Source organism: Clostridium cylindrosporum DSM 605 (genome assembly GCF_001047375.1).
Classification (GTDB): Bacteria; Bacillota; Clostridia; order Clostridiales; family Caloramatoraceae; genus Clostridium_AB; species Clostridium_AB cylindrosporum.
Map to the genome: position 1 here is coordinate 281,625 of NZ_LFVU01000024.1, position 20,677 is coordinate 302,301.

At 31.4% G+C, this 20,677-nt stretch carries 21 protein-coding genes and 1 pseudogene; 6 read left to right on the top strand and 16 right to left on the bottom strand.

What is annotated here, in order from left to right; translation table 11 throughout:
- Positions 1 to 26: 26 nt before the first annotated feature.
- The 5 genes from CLCY_RS06825 to CLCY_RS06845 form a co-directional block, all read right to left on the bottom strand.
- Complete coding sequence (locus CLCY_RS06825; RefSeq protein WP_048570367.1) at positions 27 to 575, bottom strand: TVP38/TMEM64 family protein; 549 nt, start codon at positions 573 to 575, stop codon at positions 27 to 29.
- 60 nt (positions 576 to 635) lie between these two features.
- Positions 636 to 1,643: a hypothetical protein gene (locus CLCY_RS06830; protein WP_048570368.1), complete on the bottom strand. Its 1,008-nt coding sequence runs from the start codon at positions 1,641 to 1,643 to the stop codon at positions 636 to 638.
- 1 nt (position 1,644) lies between these two features.
- Positions 1,645 to 2,706, bottom strand: a complete 1,062-nt coding sequence (cobD, locus tag CLCY_RS06835) for a threonine-phosphate decarboxylase CobD (protein ID WP_048570369.1) — start codon at positions 2,704 to 2,706, stop codon at positions 1,645 to 1,647.
- The gene (gene cbiB / locus CLCY_RS06840; RefSeq protein ID WP_048570370.1) at positions 2,697 to 3,647 is read right to left on the bottom strand and encodes an adenosylcobinamide-phosphate synthase CbiB; all 951 of its coding nucleotides are present in this window, start codon (positions 3,645 to 3,647) and stop codon (positions 2,697 to 2,699) included. The genes cobD and cbiB overlap by 10 nt, the downstream gene beginning before the upstream one ends.
- A gap of 202 nt (positions 3,648 to 3,849) precedes the next feature.
- Complete coding sequence (locus CLCY_RS06845; protein WP_048570371.1) at positions 3,850 to 4,335, bottom strand: hypothetical protein; 486 nt, start codon at positions 4,333 to 4,335, stop codon at positions 3,850 to 3,852.
- Positions 4,336 to 4,522: 187 nt separating this feature from the next.
- On the opposite strand from CLCY_RS06845, the gene CLCY_RS06850 reads away from it, so the two are divergent.
- Positions 4,523 to 4,885: a hypothetical protein gene (locus tag CLCY_RS06850; protein ID WP_048570372.1), complete on the top strand. Its 363-nt coding sequence runs from the start codon at positions 4,523 to 4,525 to the stop codon at positions 4,883 to 4,885.
- A 129-nt stretch (positions 4,886 to 5,014) separates the two neighbouring features.
- On the opposite strand, the pseudogene tnpA reads toward CLCY_RS06850, so the two are convergent.
- A pseudogene (tnpA, locus tag CLCY_RS06855) lies at positions 5,015 to 5,482 on the bottom strand (IS200/IS605 family transposase); the annotation flags it as partial.
- A 290-nt stretch (positions 5,483 to 5,772) separates the two neighbouring features.
- Entirely contained in the window at positions 5,773 to 6,273 is a 501-nt protein-coding gene (locus tag CLCY_RS06860) for a hypothetical protein (RefSeq protein ID WP_048570373.1), read from the bottom strand.
- Positions 6,274 to 6,463: 190 nt separating this feature from the next.
- Here CLCY_RS06860 and CLCY_RS06865 point away from each other — a divergent pair, with 190 nt between their 5' ends.
- Together CLCY_RS06865 and CLCY_RS06870 are read left to right on the top strand one after the other, a co-directional pair.
- Complete coding sequence (locus CLCY_RS06865; RefSeq protein WP_048570374.1) at positions 6,464 to 6,928, top strand: hypothetical protein; 465 nt, start codon at positions 6,464 to 6,466, stop codon at positions 6,926 to 6,928.
- 88 nt (positions 6,929 to 7,016) lie between these two features.
- Complete coding sequence (locus tag CLCY_RS06870) at positions 7,017 to 7,490, top strand: dicarboxylate/amino acid:cation symporter (protein WP_152668119.1); 474 nt, start codon at positions 7,017 to 7,019, stop codon at positions 7,488 to 7,490.
- Positions 7,491 to 7,634: 144 nt separating this feature from the next.
- Here CLCY_RS06870 and CLCY_RS13765 read toward each other — a convergent pair whose 3' ends face one another.
- The 3 genes from CLCY_RS13765 to CLCY_RS14080 all read right to left on the bottom strand — a co-directional run bounded on the left by CLCY_RS13765 (position 7,635) and on the right by CLCY_RS14080 (position 9,642).
- The gene (locus CLCY_RS13765) at positions 7,635 to 7,793 is read right to left on the bottom strand and encodes a hypothetical protein (protein WP_161797114.1); all 159 of its coding nucleotides are present in this window, start codon (positions 7,791 to 7,793) and stop codon (positions 7,635 to 7,637) included.
- Between the two features lie 171 nt (positions 7,794 to 7,964).
- Positions 7,965 to 9,278, bottom strand: a complete 1,314-nt coding sequence (locus CLCY_RS06875) for a dicarboxylate/amino acid:cation symporter (protein WP_048570376.1) — start codon at positions 9,276 to 9,278, stop codon at positions 7,965 to 7,967.
- 241 nt (positions 9,279 to 9,519) lie between these two features.
- Complete coding sequence (locus CLCY_RS14080; protein WP_278336148.1) at positions 9,520 to 9,642, bottom strand: hypothetical protein; 123 nt, start codon at positions 9,640 to 9,642, stop codon at positions 9,520 to 9,522.
- A gap of 262 nt (positions 9,643 to 9,904) precedes the next feature.
- Here CLCY_RS14080 and CLCY_RS06880 point away from each other — a divergent pair, with 262 nt between their 5' ends.
- Positions 9,905 to 10,108: a heavy-metal-associated domain-containing protein gene (locus tag CLCY_RS06880; RefSeq protein WP_048570377.1), complete on the top strand. Its 204-nt coding sequence runs from the start codon at positions 9,905 to 9,907 to the stop codon at positions 10,106 to 10,108.
- A gap of 86 nt (positions 10,109 to 10,194) precedes the next feature.
- Here the strand turns inward: CLCY_RS06880 and cas8a1 are convergent, their stop codons facing one another.
- Both cas8a1 and CLCY_RS13985 read right to left on the bottom strand, forming a co-directional pair.
- A complete protein-coding gene (gene cas8a1 / locus CLCY_RS13980; RefSeq protein ID WP_242844947.1) occupies positions 10,195 to 11,025 on the bottom strand; it encodes a type I-B CRISPR-associated protein Cas8b1/Cst1 in 831 nt (276 codons plus the stop codon).
- Between the two features lie 2 nt (positions 11,026 to 11,027).
- Positions 11,028 to 11,963: an EAL domain-containing protein gene (locus CLCY_RS13985; RefSeq protein WP_242844948.1), complete on the bottom strand. Its 936-nt coding sequence runs from the start codon at positions 11,961 to 11,963 to the stop codon at positions 11,028 to 11,030.
- Between the two features lie 264 nt (positions 11,964 to 12,227).
- Here CLCY_RS13985 and CLCY_RS06890 point away from each other — a divergent pair, with 264 nt between their 5' ends.
- Positions 12,228 to 12,746 (top strand): ferritin, encoded by a 519-nt coding sequence (locus CLCY_RS06890; RefSeq protein ID WP_048570378.1) that lies wholly within the window; start codon positions 12,228 to 12,230, stop codon positions 12,744 to 12,746.
- 87 nt (positions 12,747 to 12,833) lie between these two features.
- Here CLCY_RS06890 and CLCY_RS14085 read toward each other — a convergent pair whose 3' ends face one another.
- Both CLCY_RS14085 and CLCY_RS06895 read right to left on the bottom strand, forming a co-directional pair.
- Complete coding sequence (locus tag CLCY_RS14085) at positions 12,834 to 12,968, bottom strand: hypothetical protein (RefSeq protein ID WP_278336149.1); 135 nt, start codon at positions 12,966 to 12,968, stop codon at positions 12,834 to 12,836.
- Between the two features lie 208 nt (positions 12,969 to 13,176).
- On the bottom strand, positions 13,177 to 13,896 hold the full coding sequence (locus tag CLCY_RS06895) for a carbonic anhydrase (RefSeq protein ID WP_048570379.1): 720 nt from the start codon (positions 13,894 to 13,896) through the stop codon (positions 13,177 to 13,179).
- Between the two features lie 436 nt (positions 13,897 to 14,332).
- Here CLCY_RS06895 and nifJ point away from each other — a divergent pair, with 436 nt between their 5' ends.
- Entirely contained in the window at positions 14,333 to 17,851 is a 3,519-nt protein-coding gene (gene nifJ, locus CLCY_RS06900) for a pyruvate:ferredoxin (flavodoxin) oxidoreductase (protein WP_048570380.1), read from the top strand.
- Positions 17,852 to 17,878: 27 nt separating this feature from the next.
- Here the strand turns inward: nifJ and CLCY_RS13480 are convergent, their stop codons facing one another.
- Positions 17,879 to 18,046, bottom strand: coding sequence for a CDIF630_02480 family spore surface protein (locus tag CLCY_RS13480; protein WP_082141740.1), 168 nt, complete (start codon positions 18,044 to 18,046; stop codon positions 17,879 to 17,881).
- 117 nt (positions 18,047 to 18,163) lie between these two features.
- Positions 18,164 to 20,641: a DUF5050 domain-containing protein gene (locus tag CLCY_RS13345; RefSeq protein ID WP_152668120.1), complete on the bottom strand. Its 2,478-nt coding sequence runs from the start codon at positions 20,639 to 20,641 to the stop codon at positions 18,164 to 18,166.
- Between the last annotated feature and the right edge of the window lie 36 nt (positions 20,642 to 20,677).

The following is a 20,677-nucleotide window of genomic DNA, read 5'->3' on the forward strand; positions in this document are numbered from 1 at the left end:
ATTAAGTCGATGCTAATATAAATCTATTACTTTTTTCTTATTGTTATCATTAAAAGTAGGAGTCCAATAATAGTTATAATAAGTCTTATAAAGTTTTCCTGAATATTGATCACATCATAACTAACCAATGCCTCTAGTGCAATAGATGGTGCCTTCCCAAATATAGTGGCTATATTAAATACCGAAGCATTTACACTACTAATAGAGGCTGCTAAGGTAACAAGTCCTGAGGGTACAAAGGGTATCAACCTCCCTTGAAATATTAAAAGTCCTACCCACTTTCCGCTACTACTTGCTATCTTAGAAATAAGCTTGTACTTATCTGTAATCTTTTCTATCCTCTTTTTAAATCCAAGCCTATACACCTTAAATGTAATATAAGCACCTATCACTTCACCAAGTAAAGATATTAAAAAACCATTTATAGGACCAAAGAAAACTATATTCGCCCCTGTTACAAACACTGAAGGGAGAACCCCTATTAATGATATTATTATACTAACCAAAAGGCTTATCGGAATAGCAATTGTACTATTACTTCTCAAAACCTCTACCATATCATTTACACTAAACATTATTCCTCCTTATCCTTATATAAGTTAAAAATAGCTGACAACTTATATCTTGTCAGCTATTTAATGTATTCTCAAAATAGGAACATCTCCCTTTTCATGGGCTCCAGATAGAGAGTCCGTTCTATGATCACAGGTAATAGTTATATCACACTTACCATATGCCCTTAGTTTATTAATTAATGGTACTAAAAATTCTAATCTTACCTTTTTAACAAAATCTAACTTACCATTTAAGTCTTTCCTATGGGCTAGTTCATCAAATCCATTAATGTGAACTATAAGAAAATCAACACTCTTAATAAGTCTAATTGAAGCATCTAATTTTTTATTAAGCTTTGTATCATAGTCTCCATTACACTCTATTGGCTGAATAGCTTCCATTCCAAGTGCCTTACCTATACCTGAAACTAAATCAATTCCACTAACTATTCCTGCCACCTTTTTGTATTTACTATGAAATGGTTCTAAATCTACCTTTCTCGAAGGTCCCCATGGCCAAAGAATACATCCTTCCATCCCCTTAGATTTAAAAAACTCATAGGAATCATATATAATCTTCTTAATGTATTCATTCTCTGGAATTATCCTACCTATATCATCTCCTACATGGAAGTGAGGAGGATAAAATTTGCACCTAGTTAAATCATTTTTAGACGAATTAATAACTAGAAGATTTTTGTACTTATAGCATGGGTTAACATATCCATCTTCAACTCTAATTTCTCTAAGTATACTATCTATATTCTCTGAGAGATTTCCCCCTGTAAAATCCTCAAGTATCCCATTTCTAATTCTTACTATATTGCACCTTAGTATATACTCGTAATCTTTAATCCCTTGATTTAAGCCTTCATAAAAGGATCTATCCCCAATATCCTGTTCAAGTGCTGAATACCCTAGCATATTCATTATACAGTTTAGACTATCTATGTCTTTACCCTCTAGTGAGTAGTCTGTAACATCTAAGGTATAATCAATATCCATATCACCTAGTATTAAGGCCTTTAGATCTATTCCCTCAAGAGACTTTTCCATTAATCCATCTAAGATAATTAAAACTTCCTTCACCTTAAAGTACCTCTTTAAGTGCTTGAATTAGTTTAATATTTTCATCCCTTGTCCTTACCGCTACTCTATAGTACCCTACTTTAAGTCCTATATAATTATCACAGCTTCTAATTAAAACACCATGCTTTAAAAGACTTTCCTTAAGGTCTATTTCTTTATTACACTTAAAGAACATAAAGTTAACCGCTCCCTTATATACTTTAAGTTCAGGAAATCTAATAAGTTCACTATATAGAAATTCATTCTCTTTCTTAACGTAGGCAATGGAATCCTTTATGTAATCACTTTCACTTAAAGCTGCCTCTGCACCAAAGCTAGCTACAGTATTTACTGCCCAGGATACACTAATCTTTTCTAGATTACTTTTATATTCGCTATTACTTGTGATTCCATATCCAATTCTTATTCCAGGAAAGGCAAAAAACTTAGTTAAAGACTTTACTACTATTAGATTTTTATGAAGTTTAGTTAGGTCTATTACTGAATAATCTTCTTTATCCTCTACAAAGTCTAAAAAGGATTCATCTATAACAACAGTAGCGTTAAACCTTTCTGCCTTTTTTATAACATCTATTATGTAGTCTCTACTTGTTAGAATCCCCGTTGGATTATTAGGATTACATATAAATATAATATCAGTGTCCTCATTAATTTTACTAATGAACCTTGAATCTAATATAAAGTCTTCATTTAACTTATAATGTGATATGGTGCAGTTAACTGAAACTAATGCTTCTTCATATTCGATAAATGTTGGTGCTATAAGTAGCGCCCTACTTGGCTTTAGGGCACGTGCTATGTTAAATATCACCTCAGCTGCCCCATTTCCTAGAACTATATTATCTTCACTTATCTTTTCATAACCTGATATAGCTTTTTTAAGATTAAAGTATGTTATGTCTGGGTATCTTTCTACTTTATCTATAGCCTTTATCATTTCTTTCTTAACATTTCCACATAACCCTAGTGGATTTATATTAGCTGAAAAATCAATAATATCCGCTTCATTAATATTATATTTTCTTGATATCTCCTCTACATTTCCACCATGACCTATCCCCATAGTATACCTCCAATCACATTAAGTAAAAGTGCTACAATAAATCCTAAAACACTTACAACAAATAATATACTATTTGTTCTATAGCTATCTGAAACTTCTATAATCTTAGTTTCATCCCCAATAGTCGGCTTTTTTACAAGCTTTCCAAAGTAGTAATTAGCACCACCTAGTCTTATCCCAAGTGCACCTGCGGCTGCAGCTTCTGGATGAGCACTATTAGGGCTTGTATGATTATACCTATCTCTTATATATATCTTATAACTTCCTTTGTAGTCATAGCCTAGTATAAATGAAGCAATAATTATAAGATATGCTGTAATTCTCGCAGGAATATAATTAAAAACATCATCAAGCTTTGCAGATGCATACCCAAAGTCTATGTACTTATCATTTTTGTATCCAAACATAGAATCACATGTATTTATCGCCTTATAAGCCATTGCAAGTGGTGCCCCTCCAAGACCTGCAAATAATAAAGGTGCAATTATCCCATCAGACATATTTTCAGCTACTGTCTCAACTACAGCTCTAATAATTGATTTCTCATCAAGCTGTGCTGTGTCTCTACCTACTATGTATGAAAGCTGATGCCTTGCCTTCTCTATATCTCCACTTTTAAGTGTCTTTATAACCTTTAAACCTTCAACCTTTAACCCCTTAGCAGATATACAAAAATATATTAATATCCCCTGAACACCTACTCCTAGAATAGGATTAATAGCGTAAAAAGTCTTCACTATAGCAAGTGTTACTAAAAAAGTTACGGCAACAATTAAAATCCAACTTAAAGCTCCTGCAATTTTTAATTTATCCCTACAAATCCTTCTAAATAACTTTTCTACTAGATTTGCAAAGTTACCTATAATTCTAACTGGATGAAGTGGATTATGTGGATCCCCTAGTGCCAAGTCTAGTATAAAGCCTATTGTTAATGCTAACATATCCTAACCCCTTTATATTCGTATTCTTTAAGTTAACATATTTATTATACAACCTTCTTTACTGGAATTATATATAAGTGTTATCTTTTCACAATTTCTCTTTAAAGTTATGCACATTATTCACATAAAAAAGAAAAAAGACCCTTTGAAGTTAGACTTCTTAAATGGGTCCCTTTAATTAATTAATATATATTTATTACTATTAACATACAATTACTTCAAATAGCAATGCTATAGAAGCTACAGAATGTGGAGGTAAATCGAATTTTGATTGATCCCTGTATCTTACTCTAAGCTTATGAGTTCCCTCAGTTAATACTGTACCAGGTGCAAGTGGTATAAAGCTTCCTTGAGTACATTGACTAACTTCACCTATTTCAAAACATGGAGGAAGACTTAAGTCCCTTACTCTCAAAGTAACACCACTCGGAACAACAAACTTATCTTCCACGGTTGGTTGACTAGTTGCAACAAACTTACTATTACTAAAGTTTCCAAAAACTAATATAAATCCTATATCGTCACCATTATCAGCACATTCTTCTTCCTCTTCACCTTCCCAGAATCCAAACTTTCTTCCAAAAACCTTTACCTCACTTCTTACTGGGATGTTTACATCTGGTACATGGATATTCCCACAACATACAGGGTCAACTATAATACCATTTTCATAGTTTATTTTTGCCATTAATATCACCTTTCCTTTCTTAAATTCATAAATGAAAGCTTATTATATTTCTTTATACTCCATATTATGGTTTACATAAATTTTTGTTACCATAAATTATATAATAATCATAAATTATAGTTTGTAACATTTTTCAATAAATTTAATAACTTATATTATAAATAAATACTAGAAAGGGGTAATTCCTTTGGCAACTATAAATTTTTCAGGTGATATAAATAGAAATATTAAAAATAAAGCATTATCATCTCAGAGTTCTTTAATTAAAACAGCTAATAAAAATCAAGAAGATGAAAATAATACATCTGACTATGAAATTAATAAAAAAGCTGTTATTTCTAATGACAAAGAGGCTCTTTTAAATGAAAGAGCAGCTTATCTTAATGAAAAAGAAGCTCTTCTTTATGAAAGAGAAATTTCTCTTAATGAAAAAGAAGCTACTCTTGATAAAAGAGAAGCTTCCCTTAATGAAAGAGAAATTTCCGTTTGCGAAAGACAAAATAATTTTCACAATAAACAAAGATCTTGTAAAAGAAAGAGGTACTACTAATCATGACCACCAGTAAAACTGGGGGTTTGCTCTAGCCCTATAAGGGCATCTTTCTGACTGTGTCTTTAGACACACTGAACGGTTTGCCAACCGCATATTTTTCACAGAATGCCCCTTAAAGGGGCTTTTTTTTCCTCTATTTACTTTTTCATCTGTAAATGGATTTATATATTCTTTCATACTAATTTGATCATATGTTATATCTTCTTATAGTTGATTACTTATATATTTTTCTATTGATTTTTTATTTCTTCCTACTGTATCTACGTAATATCCTTTACCCCAAAATTGTCTATTTCCGTACTTATACTTTAAATTTGCATGTCTATCAAATATCATCAATGAACTTTTACCTTTTAAGCATCCCATAAATTGAGCTACACTTAATTTTGGTGCCATACTTACTAACATGTGTATATGATCTATACATGCATTTGCTTCAATAATTTCTACTCCTTTGTGCTCACATAGTTTTCTCAATATTTTTCATATATCTACTTTTCTCTTCCCATCTAACGCTTATCTTTTATACTTTGGTGTAAACACTATATGATATTTACAGTTCCATTTGCTATTTGCTAAACTACTATTATCCATTTGGATACTCCTCCTTTTTTGGTTGTGGTCGGCAAACCTACTTCCATTTTACAAAGGAGGTTTTATTTTTTCTAATCACCGCTAAAAGATATTTAGAACCTGTGGTATTCAAAAAACAAAAAATTTGGGACAAGGTAATTTTTTCTTGTCCCATTTAAAACATAATTTTAAATTTTTATTATATAAAATACATAATTTATTAATATTAAATAAAAAGAACCCCTTTAATATAGAATTAATTCTAAAACTTAAAAGGGCTCCTTAATACTAATTAATAAACATTACTTAGACTAGATACCAACTACATTTAATAATAATCCTACAGAATATACTGAGTTTTCAGTCAAAGCAAAATTTGGAACCTCATTACTTAAAGGTCCTTGTCTCAATTGAAGTGTATAAACTGTACCATTAACAGGTGCTCCAACAAATGTTTGCCCAAGTGTTAATGGTGTAAAAGCAACACCATCCCAGGTACCTATTATAAAGCTTGGAGGAAGACTTACACTCTTTAATTCTAAAGTAACTCCTGCTGGAACAGTTAGTGTATCTTCTACTGTTGCATCTACCCCACCTGCTGGAAAGTCAGTTTCACCATAGTTTCCAAATACCAGTGTAAAACCTAAATCATCTCCAACGCCAGGATTTGTCGGTTGACCCTGCCAAAACGTAAACTTATTTCCGAAAACTTCTGATTGTCCTTGTATATTTATAGTTTGTGGAGGTACAGCTACTGGACCACTAGTTCCTGGACTAATCCCTATATTGTCTTGATATGAAATAATTGACATGTTCATCACCCTTCTTTTATTTAATTATTATAGCTAAAGCTCTAATGTCTTTATCTATGCTATATACTATGAGATACATAAAAAATTGTTACTTAACACATGAAAAATACTATAAAATAATTTTGTAACACTTCATAATATATTTTAATAAATTATAGTATAAGTAAATAATGTAAAAGGAGTAATTGTAATGGCAATCATAAAATTTGGAAGTGGCATAAATAACCCAAATAAAAATGAAACTTCGTCAAATCAGCCTTCTTCTAACTCACAAAATAGTAATGCTGAATCAAATGACTTAACAGATAAACTAACTAGTGAAATAGAAAAGAAAAATCTTGAGTTAAAGGAAAAAGAGCTTTCTCTTAAAGAATTAGAACTTACTTTAAAAGAAAGAGAATTTTCTCTTAAAGAAAAGGAACTTCTACTTAACGAAAGGGAACTATCTATCAACCAAAGAGGATTATCTATTGAAGAAAAAGAAATATCTCTAAATCAAAGAGAATTATCTATTGAAGAAAAAGAAATATCTTTTAACAAACAAAAACAGTCCATTATGGAAAAAGATACGGATGTTAAAAATAACGAAGTATCCCTTACTGAAAATGTATCTACTACTCAAAATACTTCTAAGAGAAATAGATATTTTTTTTAAATATTTTCAATTGACATCAAATAACTAGATACTTTTATTTGCTTTTGAGGATTGAATCTTGTTTTTCCAAGGCTCAATCCTTTTATTTTTGCTTTATTCCTTATCAGAGAATAAGATGATCCCTGTTGTTATATTCTCATTATTTGTATCATCTGCTATGATTCTTGAAGGAGGAGAAAAAACGAGACCTGTAAAGGAATTTATAGATTCACTTAGAGACATTATGTCTAGAGTAACAAAGCATGTTATAGAACTTGTTCCATATGGAGTTATTGCCATTATGACATCTATATCAGCTCACTTTGGACTTAGTTCATTACTTCCACTTACTAAAGTACTCCTATCTATCTATGTTGCTTATATACTTCAAATTGTTGTAGTACAAGGCATTCTTGTAGCATTTATTGGAAAAGTAAGCCTAATGAAGTTCATAAAGAAAATCTACCCTACACCAGTAGTGGCATTTACAACTCAAACTAGTATAGGAACTCTTCTCGTAACATTGAGAGTTCTTACAAAAAGAGTAAATGTTTCTGTAAGATATGTATATAAGTTCAATTGAAATATCTGGAGTTGCAGGCTCAGAAAATGAATTTCAATTAAATAATGTTTTAGCATAAAATATTACAAAAGCTACTGGCACTTTATATTTACCAGCAGCTATTTATATTACTAAATGTTATTTTTATATACTATTGGAATAAAACTACCATCCGTATGGTCCATAGTATGGTGGTCTATAGTACGGTCCTCTTCCTACTACGTATCCAAGTAAAAATGGTACCCCAAATCCCCCGAATCCATTCCCTCCATGATAGTATCCTCTGCCTCCACGGCGTCCATATCTATTATATCCATAAAACATTTTTAATTACCCCCTTAAAGATTATTAGGCTATTATTTGCCTTTAACTAATAACATAATATTCATTAGTTTACATAAAGGTTCTTATTATTTAATAAAAATATATAGATAAAAAGCCTTTGACGTTTCTAATTAGTCAAAGGCTTAAATTATCTTATTAAATTCTTATTATCTAGACAGTTCTTGAAGCATTAACACTTTTATGTGATGATTTTCTTTTTTCTGATTCGTCTACAACTAGTGCTGTAACCGCTGATCCAGTAACATTAGTAGCTGTTCTAGCCATATCAATTACTGAATCTACCGCCATTACCATAGCCATACCTTCAATTGGTAGGCCAAGAGTCGCTAATACAACTGTTGTAGACATTGTAGCTGCACCTGGTACCCCAGCAATTCCAATTGATGAAACTACTGTTGTTAATATTATTAATCCATATGAATATGCCGTTAAATGAATTCCAAATACATTTGCTACAAATATAGCTACGATTGCAGGATATAGTCCTCCACAACCATTCATTCCTATAGCTGAACCTAAAGGTGCAACAAAACTTGCAACGTTTTGAGATACTCCAACACCTTCAACCAAGGACTTTATTGTAACTGGTAGTGTTCCATAACTACTTTGGCTTGTAAATGCCACTGTTTGTGCTGGGAAAATTCCCTTAAAGAAAGCAAATGGATTCTTTCTTGCAACTAGTGAAACAAGTGGTGTATGAACAAGTAGAATTTGAAGTATGCATGATATATAAACCGCTGCAACAACCCACGCTAATGATTTTATAGTATCTAATCCATTGCTAGCTGCTGCTGTAGCTATTAATGCAAATACTCCATAAGGAATGAACTTTAGTACTATTCTCGTAATTTCAAGCACTACATCATATGCTGATAGTATAAAGTCCTTAAAAGGCTTTGCTTTTTCTGGACTCTTATTATCCAGTGTCATTAAAGCAATTGAAATAAATAATGAGAATATAACTATTGGTATTATTTTATTATCAACTATTGATGCAAAAGGATTTGATGGAAGCATGTCCACTAATACCTTAGAAAGTGTAGGTATTTCTCTAGCCTTAAAATCCCCTGCTCCTGAAAAACTTAACCCTTGTCCTAATTTAAAAACATTAGCTACTACTATACCTATAGCCGCTGCTATACCAGTAGTTCCAAGTAAAATAACAAGGGTTTTAGCTCCTATTGATTTTAAAGTATTTAGGTTTTTAAGCCTTATTATACTAGTTATTAGTGAAACCATAACAAGTGGTACAATAATCATTTTAATTAATGACATATATCCACTTCCAACAACCTCTAGAAACATTATGTCCTTTTTAAATACAGCACCTAAGATTAAACCAAGTACAAGTGCTGATAATGTAGCAAATGCAAACTTATTAGTCTTAGTTTTAATTTTATATATAGCGTAAACTGCCACTATGGATAACACTATTGCTAGTATTAAATTTATATTTATATCCATGACAATTCCTCCAATCTTTTTTATTATTATAAATTATAGATGATTACTTTTGCTGGCCAGCAAGTTATAAGAATAACTTTTCCTATATGTTTACTATGATTTGATATTATATTATTTCCTAAAATTAGTCAATACCTTATATGTAATAATTAAAAAAGAAGCCTTACAAAACATTGTACGCTTCCTTTTTAATGTTTAGATTTATTAAAATATAATGAAACTCTTAACTATCCTATCCTTATTATAGTATAACCCCAATTCCTATTGGAAATCTTCTACGTCTACGTCTTCTGTTTATTGGTATTGGTATTATTGGAACAATAGGCCCAAAACCAAATGGAACAAATCCAAAAGGACCAAACATTTTTATCACCCTTTCATAATTATTGAGCTTAGGAAAACCCGAGTACATTACATAATATTCACTACCTTACATAAATGTTCTATATTTTCACAAATAAAAACCCTACTATTTTTGTAGGGTTAGTTATCTAATATCAGCTTCTTTTCCTTCTTTTAAACTTTAAAACTCTTAATTATTTTCAAGATTAAAATCGAATTTTAATATATTCTCTCGAATATGAGCATACTACTTATATAATTTTTTATATAAGGAGATTAGTGATATGAAAAGAGGACACTATATTGTTAATGGAATAGCTAACCAAAATATGAAAACTCAAGTTAAAAATGCCCTTGAGAAAATTGACGGTGTTAATAAAGTTTGTGTTGACCTTGCACGTGGAAGTGTTGAAGTAATATATAATGATCCTGCTTCCCAGTCAGAAATAAAAAACTGTATTGAGGATACTGGCTTTAGTATAGAATAAATAAAAACTATCTCAGAATAAAATTTAACTTTTATTTCTGAGATAGTTTGCTTTATCTCGTATATAACTTTCCATCTAATAATCCTTTATATAATAAAATATGAACTACCTGTGTTTTGTTTACATTTTCTTTTTAGTCTGCTTGCTTCTTTAGCTAAAGCATAAACACTTCTAAATTCTTTTCTCTTATTAGTTAAAGCTGCTATAGATAATGAAATCAAAGGAAACTCTTCTTCTACACCATGTCTATTTTGAGCTGTAATATATCCCTTTTCTATGTCTTTTTTATCATAGTATTCTATAGATAACATATCAAAATCCTTTATAATACTACTGCAAATATCCTCTACATTATAACTATAGGATATAGCGATAAAATCATCACCACCAATATGACCTATAAAGTTTTCCTTTGGCATATTGTGACTAATAACCTTTGCTAGTAGCTTTATAACCTTATCTCCACTTTCAAAGCCATAAATATCATTATATGCTTTAAAATTATCTATATCAAAATACATTACACAATAATTCTCATTAGAAAAAATGCACTTTTCTAGGTTCTGCTCAATGATAACATTTCCTGGAATTCCCGTTAAAGGATTAGAATGTCTTGCATTATCGACTTCTATTTCAATTGTTTTTTCAATTAAATCCTTTACTGTTACTATTCCATAATACTTAGAATCCTTAACAACAGTTATATGATCATATAGTGTATCTTCATCCCTTGACATTGCAAGTTTTATTACCATGTCAATTGGCATTTTATAATCAACACTTAGAAAGTCTCTACTCATTATATTTGATATTGCTTTAGATGAATATAGGCTGTATCCATATCTCCAGCCAAGTTTAGTATAGAAAGCATGTCTTGTTACAACACCCTTTACCACATCATTTTCAACTATGCACATTCCTAATAAATCTTGTTTTTTTTTAATATATTATCAACATCACGTACAAGAGTATCAGTATGAATAGTATCTACTTTCTTTGCAATACTGCTTATGTATACATTAGATATATTGTATCCTACTTCACTTATCTCATCATCATTTTGATTTCTTATTATATTAATAACTTCTTGTCTAATAGGCATTATATCCTTATGAGGTTTTTGAATGAAATACCCTTGTCCATATTGAACACCTATATTTATAAGGGTTTTTAATTCTTCCTCTGTTTCTATACCTTCCCCAACTAACTTGCAACCTGACAATCTAGAGAATTCATATATACTTTTTACTATTGCTTGTTTAGTATTGTCTTTATCAATATCTCTGACAATATCCATATCAAGCTTTATATAGTGTGGCTTAATATCATATATTCTGCCAAATCCTGAATATCCCGCTCCAAAATCATCAATTGCTATTTTATAATTATCATTTTTACAATCCTCAATTGTAATTCTAAAGCTCTCTCTATCTGATATCATTTCCTTTTCTGTAACTTCAAAAATTATATTTTCAACTCCAAGGCAATACTTCCTTAAGTACTCCTTTGTAAATGAATCCTTAAATCGCATACTGTTCATAATAATTGGATTAATGTTTAAAAATATCTTCACATCAATCTTTTTATTATAGATACTTTCTAATGCCTTACTTCGAAATAGCTCTTCAAGTTCCCATAATTTATCATATTCTTTAGCTATATTCAAAAGTACTTCGGGACTTTGCATAGAAGAATTCTCTGGTCCTCTACTTAGTGCCTCATATCCTATTACCGTAGCATCATAAAGAGATACAATTGGCTGAAAAACAGAATTAATATTTTCTGTCTTAATTATATTGCATAACTCTTCATATTGGTAATTAATATGTTCTTTAACTTCTAAAGTATTAATCAAACCCCCCACTCCTTTTCTATATAACCAATCATGCTATATGATTAATTTATCTTACTATTTTTTCCCATCTATAGTTCTAGACACTCAATTACTTACTTAACTTTATAATAATATAAATATGTTAACTTAAAATATTAAAATTGTAAATTTATTGTAATATTTCACTTTTTTTCTTAATTTATTTAAAACTTTTTTATAATTTTTTATTAATATGGGCAAAATATTATTTAACAAAATTAAAAATATATCGAAAAGGAGATTTTCATGTTAAAGGAGCATCTACTTAAAAAACTTAATGAACAAGTAAACTTTGAATTTTATTCATCTTATACTTATTTAGCTATGGCTTCCTATGCTGAATCAATGGACCTTTCAGGAATTGCTAATTTCTTTAGAATTCAAGCTCAAGAAGAACTATTCCATGCAATGAAGCTTTACGACTATATATTTCAAAAAGGTGGTACAGTGGAACTAGATACAATAGAAAAACCGGATTCTAACTATAATGGTATAGTAGATTTATTTAAGAAGGGATATGAACACGAACAATTAGTGACTAGTAGAATCTATAGCTTAGTAGATATTGCTACTGAAGAGAAGGAACATGCAACCCTTAGCTTACTTAGATGGTTTGTAGATGAACAGGTAGAGGAAGAAAACAACTTCAATACTCTTTTAAAGAAGATATCAAAATCAGTAGATAACCCAGCTGCCTTATACATGCTTGATACAGAACTTGCAGCTAGAGTGTTTACAGCACCTTCATCATCTGAAAATGCCTAATCTTATATTCCAATAAAAATACCTCCCTGCTAAGTAGCTTTGCATTTATTGTACTTAGCGGGGTAATTTTTATTTAATATTTTATTATTATCTAAATATAGAGTTAAATATCTCCATAAGGCTCTTACCAGTTATAGTACTTAAATTTACAAATACTAGTAATGCAGCTATTAAAATTCTAGCAAATCTTCTTGCAGGTAAAGTTTCTTTACTATTTGGCATATAAATACCTCCCTTTTAAACTTTCCCAAATTATTTATAATTAAATAATTTATATTTTAGGTTTATTTTATAACTGTGCAAATCTTTTGTCCATTATATTACATTTATGTTAAGGTTAAATAATATTTAAATTTTATATAAAATATTCAAAAAAACAAAAAAATAATAGGAAGATTTCTCTTCCTATTATTGGTCATAATTCTATATTTTATTCAAATACAACTTCTCCAGTTTCGATGTGGTACTTAGCACCAACAACCTTAACCTTATTAGCCTTTATTAGATGATCTATAACAGGGTCTTTTTTAATATCATTTACTGTATTCTCTATATTAGCATCCTCCACTTCTTGGTACATCTTATCCTTTGGTACATTATTACCTTGTACAACCTTTAGTGGAACATTAATCTTATCTATTATCGCTTGAATATTTTCTGGAGCTTCTGCTTTATCAACTGCTGCCTTTACAGCTCCACACTTTTCATGTCCTAATACTACTATTAGTGGAGTCTTTAAATGCTCTGCACCGTACTCTACACTACCTAGAGTTATCTTGTCCATTACATTTCCAGCATCTCTAATAACAAATAGATCTCCAAGGCCTTGATCAAATAGAGCTTCAGCATCAACTCTACTGTCACTACAGCTAACTATTACAGCAAATGGCTCTTGACCCTTACTTAACTTCTTTAAATTATCTTTACTGAAATCCTTATTTAAAACATTACCACTTACAAATCTTTTGTTTCCTTCTACTAATAGCTTCTGAGCTTCCTCTGCACTTTTAACCTGTGCTCTTTTATAAACTTCTTCCTTTACAGTTACATTTGATGTACTAACTTCTTTTTCAACTTTTTGAGCACATCCTGATAAAAGTGAAGCCAAAACCCCTAATGATAAAACCATAGTTATAATTTTCTTATGCATGTCATTTACCCCTTTATATTATGTTTTATTAAATGCTTTATTAAATTTTCCATAATAACTGCAGAATTATGTCGTTAATATATTAACATATTTTTTATACCTTTTCTACAAAATCTTATGATTTTTTTGAATGTTTATAATAAAATAATTAAACTACTCTATTATGAATATTTTTTATGTTAGTTTTTTTCTCTATATTTAATGTAAATACGTATCATACCTTCAATATATTACCACAACTCCCGGAATCTTTCTACATTTTATTCCATCTTTTACATACTTTTATATATTACACATAATTTTCATAATCATCGAATTAATCTTTTTTGTTTTTATTTTCTCATTCTTTTTCTTGCAACTATGTATCTATTATATTTAATTGGTAAATAATATACATGTTATATAAAATCTAGGCTTGATGAAGGAGGGTTATTCTATGCCAAAGAACATGAAAACAATGGACGGTAATCAAGCTGCTGCGGAAAGTTCCTATGCTTTTACCGAGATTGCAGCTATCTATCCAATAACCCCATCAACACCGATGGCGGAGAGTGTTGATGAGTGGTCCGCACATGGTAGAAAAAACATATTTGGCCAACCAGTTAAAGTTGTAGAACTTCAATCAGAAGCTGGGGCTTCAGGTGCAATTCATGGGTCCTTAGCAGCTGGGGCACTTACAACTACATATACAGCATCACAGGGACTTTTACTAATGATCCCAAACCTTTATAAAATGGCTGGAGAACTATTACCTGGCGTAGTTCATGTAACTGCTAGAGCAATAGCAACTCATGCTTTATCAATTTTCGGTGATCACCAAGATGTTATGGCTACAAGACAAACAGGGGTAGCCCTTTTAGCGTCATCAAATGTTCAGGAAGTAATGGATTTAACTAACATAGCTCACCTTTCTGCTATAAAATCCAGAATACCATTTCTGCACTTTTTTGATGGATTTAGAACTTCACATGAATATCAAAAGATAGAAGTAATCAATCAAGATGATGTTGCTAAATTAGTTGATTATGAAGCAATCAAGGAATTTAGAGATAGATCCTTAAATCCAGAGCATCCAACTCTTCGTGGAACAGCTCAAAACCCTGATATATATTTCCAAGGTAGAGAATCTTCAAATTCATTTTATGAAGCAGTTCCTGATATCGTTGAAAACTATATGAGGGAAATAGAAAAGATAACCGGAAGAAGTTATCATCCATTTGACTACTATGGATCACCAGATGCTGAGAACGTAATAGTTGCAATGGGTTCTGTGTGTGACACAATAGAAGAAACCATCGATTACTTAATTAATAAGGGTGAAAAGGTTGGCGTTATTAAGGTTCACTTATACCGTCCATTTTCTCCTGAGTACTTTATGAAAGTATTTCCTAAGTCAGTTAAGAAAATAGCTGTTCTTGATCGTACTAAGGAACCTGGTTCAATTGGAGAGCCTTTATATCTTGATATATGTAAGGTGTTTTACAATGAACCTATAAAGCCTCTTATTATAGGTGGTCGATATGGACTAGGTTCAAAGGATACAACTCCATCTCAGATTGTAGCTGTATTTGATAACCTTAAGGAAAGTGAGCCTAAGGATAGATTTACTATAGGAATTAAAGATGATATAACTAATACCTCACTTCCTGAGGGAGAAGTTATAGAAACAACTCCTGAGGGAACTATAAGCTGCAAATTCTGGGGCCTTGGTTCAGATGGAACAGTAGGTGCAAATAAGGCAGCTGTAAAGATAATTGGGGATAATACAGACCTATACGCTCAGGCATACTTCTCCTATGATAGTAAAAAGTCAGGTGGAAGTACAATATCTCACTTAAGATTTGGTAAGGAAAAGATAAAGTCACCTTACCTGGTTATTAGTGCTGATTACATTGCTTGCCATAACAAATCATTTATATATAACTTTAACATCCTTAAGGGATTAAAGAAAAATGGTACATTTGTACTAAACTGTCCATGGAGTGAAGCTGAACTTGATGAAAAGCTACCAGCTTCTATGAAAAGGTATATAGCAGAGAATAATATAAACTTTTACATAATTGATGCAATCTCTATAGCTGGAGAAATTGGACTTGGTGGAAGAATCAATATGATAATGCAATCAGCATTCTTCAAGCTATCTAAGGTTATACCAGTTGAAGATGCAACTAAACTCTTAAAAGAATCCGTTGAGAAGACCTATGGTAAAAAGGGTCAAAAGATAGTAGATATGAACAAAGAATCTATAGATAAAGGTATAGAGTCTCTTATTAAGGTAACTATTCCATCTACTTGGAAGGATGCTAAAGATGAAAATACTAAGGAAAAAGAAGAACCTGATTTCGTAAAGAAGATTCAAAGACCTATGTCAAGACATGAGGGAGATGAACTTCCTGTTAGTTCCTTTAAGGGTATGGAGGATGGAACATTCCCACTAGGAACTACTGCCTACGAAAAGAGAGGAATTGCTGTTACTATTCCTCAGTGGCAACTTGATAAGTGTATCCAATGTAATCAATGTTCTTATATTTGTCCTCACTCAGTAATAAGACCTTACCTACTAAATGAGGATGAAAAATCTAAGGCACCTGAAGGATTTGATTCTAAGAAGGCTGCTGGCAAGGGACTTGAAGGACTTGAATATAGAATTCAAATAAGCCCACTTGATTGTACTGGTTGTGGTAACTGTGCAGATATTTGTCCAGCACTTGGTAAAGCATTAATAATGAATAATGCTGAAGAGGAAATTAAAGCACAGTCTGATAACTGGGAATTTGGGTTAAGTCTTTCTACTAAAGAAACATTAATGGACCCTAAAACATTAAAGGGAAGTCAATTTGTAAGACCTCTACTTGAATTCCATGGTGCTTGTCCTGGTTGTGGTGAAACTCCATATATAAAACTTTTAACACAGCTTTATGGTGATAGAATGATGATAGCTAATGCAACAGGTTGTTCATCTATTTGGGGAGGTAGTGCTCCATCTATTCCATATACCACAAATTCAAATGGACATGGACCTTCATGGGGAAATTCCCTATTTGAGGATAATGCAGAATATGGTTATGGAATGTATCTTGCTGTAAAGCAAATTAGAGAAAAACTCTCTTTATTAATCAAGGAAGCATTAGATATGGATATAAGTCCTCCTCTAAAGGATGCATTTAAAGATTGGCTAGAATCTATAGATGATGGTGAAGGATCTAAAGCTGCTACAGCAAAAATCCTTGATGCAATTAAAGGTGAATCCCTTGATAACAATGAGGTTCTAAAAGAGATCATAGATAAAAAGGCTTATCTAGTTAAGAAATCCCACTGGATGATAGGTGGAGATGGCTGGGCATATGACATAGGCTTTAGCGGTCTTGATCAAGTTTTATCATCTGGGGATGACGTTAACATATTTGTTATGGACACAGAGATCTACTCTAATACCGGTGGCCAATCCTCTAAAGCTACTCCTACAGCAGCAGTCGCTAAGTTTGCAGCAGCAGGTAAAAAGATCCGAAAGAAGGATCTTGGCATGATGGCTATGAGTTATGGTTACGTATATGTAACCCAAATTGCTATGGGAGCAAATATGAACCACACTATTAAGGCAATAGCTGAAGCTGAAGCATATAAGGGACCATCACTGATAATTGCATATGCTCCTTGTATAAGTCATGGTATAAAAACAGGTATGGGAACAAGTATAGCTGAGGAGAAAAAGGCAGTAGAATCAGGATATTGGCATCTATATAGATATAACCCTCTTCTTAAAGAAGAAGGTAAGAATCCATTTATACTTGATTCAAAGGAACCTACGAAAGCATTTAAAGACTTTATTAAGGGAGAAGTTCGCTACTCTTCTTTAATTAATACTTTCCCAGAAATTGCGGAAGAAATGTTTGATATAGCTGAAAAGCATGCACATGAAAGATATGAAAACTATAAACACTTATCAGATAGATAAACAAAAAAGGGAAGTCATATGACTTCCCTACTTTTGATTCGCGTCTACCCAATCCTTAGCATTTCTTACTTCAGACTTATGAGGTATTGATACATTACTAACTGGTTGAAGCTTCTCAATGTTCGCCCATGCAGCAGTATCGTGCTTTTCTATTGGAATTTTAATATTATGTTCTTTAGTGTTATCGCTTGCCATAAGATTACTCCTTTATAGGTATTATTAAATACTTATTTGCAACTTACTATATAAGAGTTACCTTTATATTTTTTGTTTTATTTAATTTAATATTCATTACATTAAATTCCATAGTATTTAGTTAATATTCATTTTATATAAAATTGGATTTTGATTTCCACCTCTAAAATATGCAACATCTCCAGCAATATTTAAAGCAGAAGCCTCTCCTGTAGAGCTTACCATTCTATTTCCTGATCCATCTGAATTAACTTCATATACTTTATAATCATCAGAATTAATATAGTAAATCTTGTTTCCTACTACATTTATCTCAAGTGCCCTTATATCACTAACACTTTGTCTAGAGCTACCATCTTTTTTCACCTTATAAATTCTATTGTTATCACCTTGATTTATATAGTATACAAATTCTCCTGAAACATTTACCCCTCTGGCATAATCCTCAGAAATCTTCACTTTATCATTCCCATTAAGATCCATCCTATACAGCCTCTTTTGGTCTCCTTCCATTTTGATGTAATATATCATTCCACCATCTATAGAATAGCCCTCTGTAAGATCAGAACTTAATGAAGTGCTATTACTTCCATCTGTTTTCATTTTATATATATTTATATTTTGAGGGTTAATATAGTAAATAGAATCACCTACTACATTTACAAAGCTTGCAAACCCTTCTCCTATCCTCGTTCTACCGCTACCATCAGCTTTTATTTTATAAAGGTATCCATCATTTGCATTGGTGTAATAAATCCATTCACCCACTACATTTATATCCATTGAATTATCAGCTGATAACTGGATAGCTTCACTTCCATCTATTTTAGCTCTGCAAAGCACCCCACCTGAAGTTTGATTAGAGTAGTATATGTAATCTCCCTGTTTTGCTACAATTCCACCATTTAAAATATTAGCAGATGAATTTCCTGTTTCCCACTGATTTTCTATATCTGTACTGTTATCACCTTTGATCTTATTTTTAATCTTAGAAATAAAACTCGAATTATCATCTATATTATTTGAATTTTTATTATCTTCATTTTCTATTGTAGATGTATCTGCGGTTAAATCGTTATTTGTCTGTATAGATTTCGTTTTATCGATACCCTTAATTTCTTGTACAATTCCAGTAATAACTCCAAAGCAAAATGGAATAATTATTCCTATAATAAAGGCTCCTATTAATATGTTTTTAATTGATAACTTCTTTTTAGATTTTTTCTTTATATATGTAACCTTTGGTTTTGTTACTGGGATTTCTTCTGACTCACAATCCTCTATATCATCTTCATCATCCTGTATACATTTAGGTCTTTCTAAATCCTCTTCATTCTCTTTTATATATTTAGAATCCTTCTCATCTTCTTTTACAGTTTGTGAATCTATTGAATTCATTCTCTCTGTTTTCTCTATACTATCACTTAGATTACTAAACCTTTCTGTTTCTTCAATAACCATTTTCTCAGTTTTAGAAACATCTTTGTAGGTTTTATCATTATTTTCATAGCTTAATGTTTCAAATGAAGGAGGCTGTTTTTGTGTTTTATCATCTACCCCTTCACTAACATTTGATATAGGCTTTAGGATAGTTGATTCCTTATTTTGTTTCCCTATACTTCTACTTGGAACACTTTGTAGAAAGGTAACTTTTTCATCCTTATCCTGTTCAAGCATTGTATTCATAACATTATCTAAATCCAATTTCATTTCACTTGGAGATAGGTATCTATCTTCTTCATTATAAGCACATGCTTTTAAAATACACTTAGCTAATCTATCACCTGCATTAACTGGAGCTTCAATAGCATCTCCCTTAAGCCTTCTATTAAGAGCCCTTTGGCTATCTTGATACTTAACCTCCTCTGGGTATGGAGGCATAAATGGTAACCTTCCGTTATTTAATAGCTTATAAAGCACTAGTCCTAAGGAATATATATCTACACTGAAAGTATATCTTTCATCCTTATAAACCTCTGGCGCCATATATATTGGAGTTCCTTTTTTAGATACTGTATAACCTTTTTCAGATAGCTTTTTAGCTATTCCAAAATCCCCAAGCTTGAACTTTCCATCCTGGGATATAAATATATTCTCTTCCTTTATATCTCTATGTATTATTCCCTTTGAATTACAAAGCTCTAGTGCTGAACATATATCTATTCCAAGCTTGATTATGTCCCTTCGACTCATTCTATTTTCACATGTATAATTTTTAAGGGACTTTACAAACTCCATTTTTATAAGAATGTCCCACCCTATTTCTCCATCTAGTGGAACAATCATATGCTCTTCATATCCAACAATATTATTATTTCCCTTTAAAGTATATAAAACTTCTATTTCCTTTACTATTTCACGAACTGCCTCTTCAAAATACTCTGTTAGAGAGTTTTCATTATTACCAATTGAATCTACAGCTTCCTTATATAGTTCACGACTTGGTACTCTTATAAGCTTTAAAGCAGCTTCGTACTTATGACCAAATTCCTCACGGGTAAGCTTGTACACTTTTCCAAAACTACCCTCTCCAATTAAATCATCAATCCCCCAAGCTCCCCAAAGAGGTTCATACTTCCTTATATAATCTGGCATTCTTCTTACCTCCACTATTGTTTCATCCCTTAGCAC

Coding starts and splice junctions, on each gene's coding strand:
- CLCY_RS13765 (WP_161797114.1), bottom strand. CDS start 7,793: ATGTTTTATGGATATAATAGATATGGACGCCGTGGAGGCAGAGGATAC.
- CLCY_RS06825 (WP_048570367.1), bottom strand. CDS start 575: ATGTTTAGTGTAAATGATATGGTAGAGGTTTTGAGAAGTAATAGTACA.
- CLCY_RS13480 (WP_082141740.1), bottom strand. CDS start 18,046: ATGGCAAGCGATAACACTAAAGAACATAATATTAAAATTCCAATAGAA.
- CLCY_RS06880 (WP_048570377.1), top strand. CDS start 9,905: ATGAAAAGAGGACACTATATTGTTAATGGAATAGCTAACCAAAATATG.
- cobD (WP_048570369.1), bottom strand. CDS start 2,706: ATGGGGATAGGTCATGGTGGAAATGTAGAGGAGATATCAAGAAAATAT.
- CLCY_RS14085 (WP_278336149.1), bottom strand. CDS start 12,968: ATGCCAAATAGTAAAGAAACTTTACCTGCAAGAAGATTTGCTAGAATT.
- CLCY_RS06895 (WP_048570379.1), bottom strand. CDS start 13,896: ATGCATAAGAAAATTATAACTATGGTTTTATCATTAGGGGTTTTGGCT.
- CLCY_RS06845 (WP_048570371.1), bottom strand. CDS start 4,335: ATGGCAAAAATAAACTATGAAAATGGTATTATAGTTGACCCTGTATGT.
- nifJ (WP_048570380.1), top strand. CDS start 14,333: ATGCCAAAGAACATGAAAACAATGGACGGTAATCAAGCTGCTGCGGAA.
- CLCY_RS06875 (WP_048570376.1), bottom strand. CDS start 9,278: ATGGATATAAATATAAATTTAATACTAGCAATAGTGTTATCCATAGTG.
- CLCY_RS13345 (WP_152668120.1), bottom strand. CDS start 20,641: ATGCCAGATTATATAAGGAAGTATGAACCTCTTTGGGGAGCTTGGGGG.
- CLCY_RS14080 (WP_278336148.1), bottom strand. CDS start 9,642: ATGTTTGGTCCTTTTGGATTTGTTCCATTTGGTTTTGGGCCTATTGTT.
- CLCY_RS06860 (WP_048570373.1), bottom strand. CDS start 6,273: ATGTCAATTATTTCATATCAAGACAATATAGGGATTAGTCCAGGAACT.
- CLCY_RS06865 (WP_048570374.1), top strand. CDS start 6,464: ATGGCAATCATAAAATTTGGAAGTGGCATAAATAACCCAAATAAAAAT.
- cas8a1 (WP_242844947.1), bottom strand. CDS start 11,025: ATGTGCATAGTTGAAAATGATGTGGTAAAGGGTGTTGTAACAAGACAT.
- CLCY_RS06890 (WP_048570378.1), top strand. CDS start 12,228: ATGTTAAAGGAGCATCTACTTAAAAAACTTAATGAACAAGTAAACTTT.
- cbiB (WP_048570370.1), bottom strand. CDS start 3,647: ATGTTAGCATTAACAATAGGCTTTATACTAGACTTGGCACTAGGGGAT.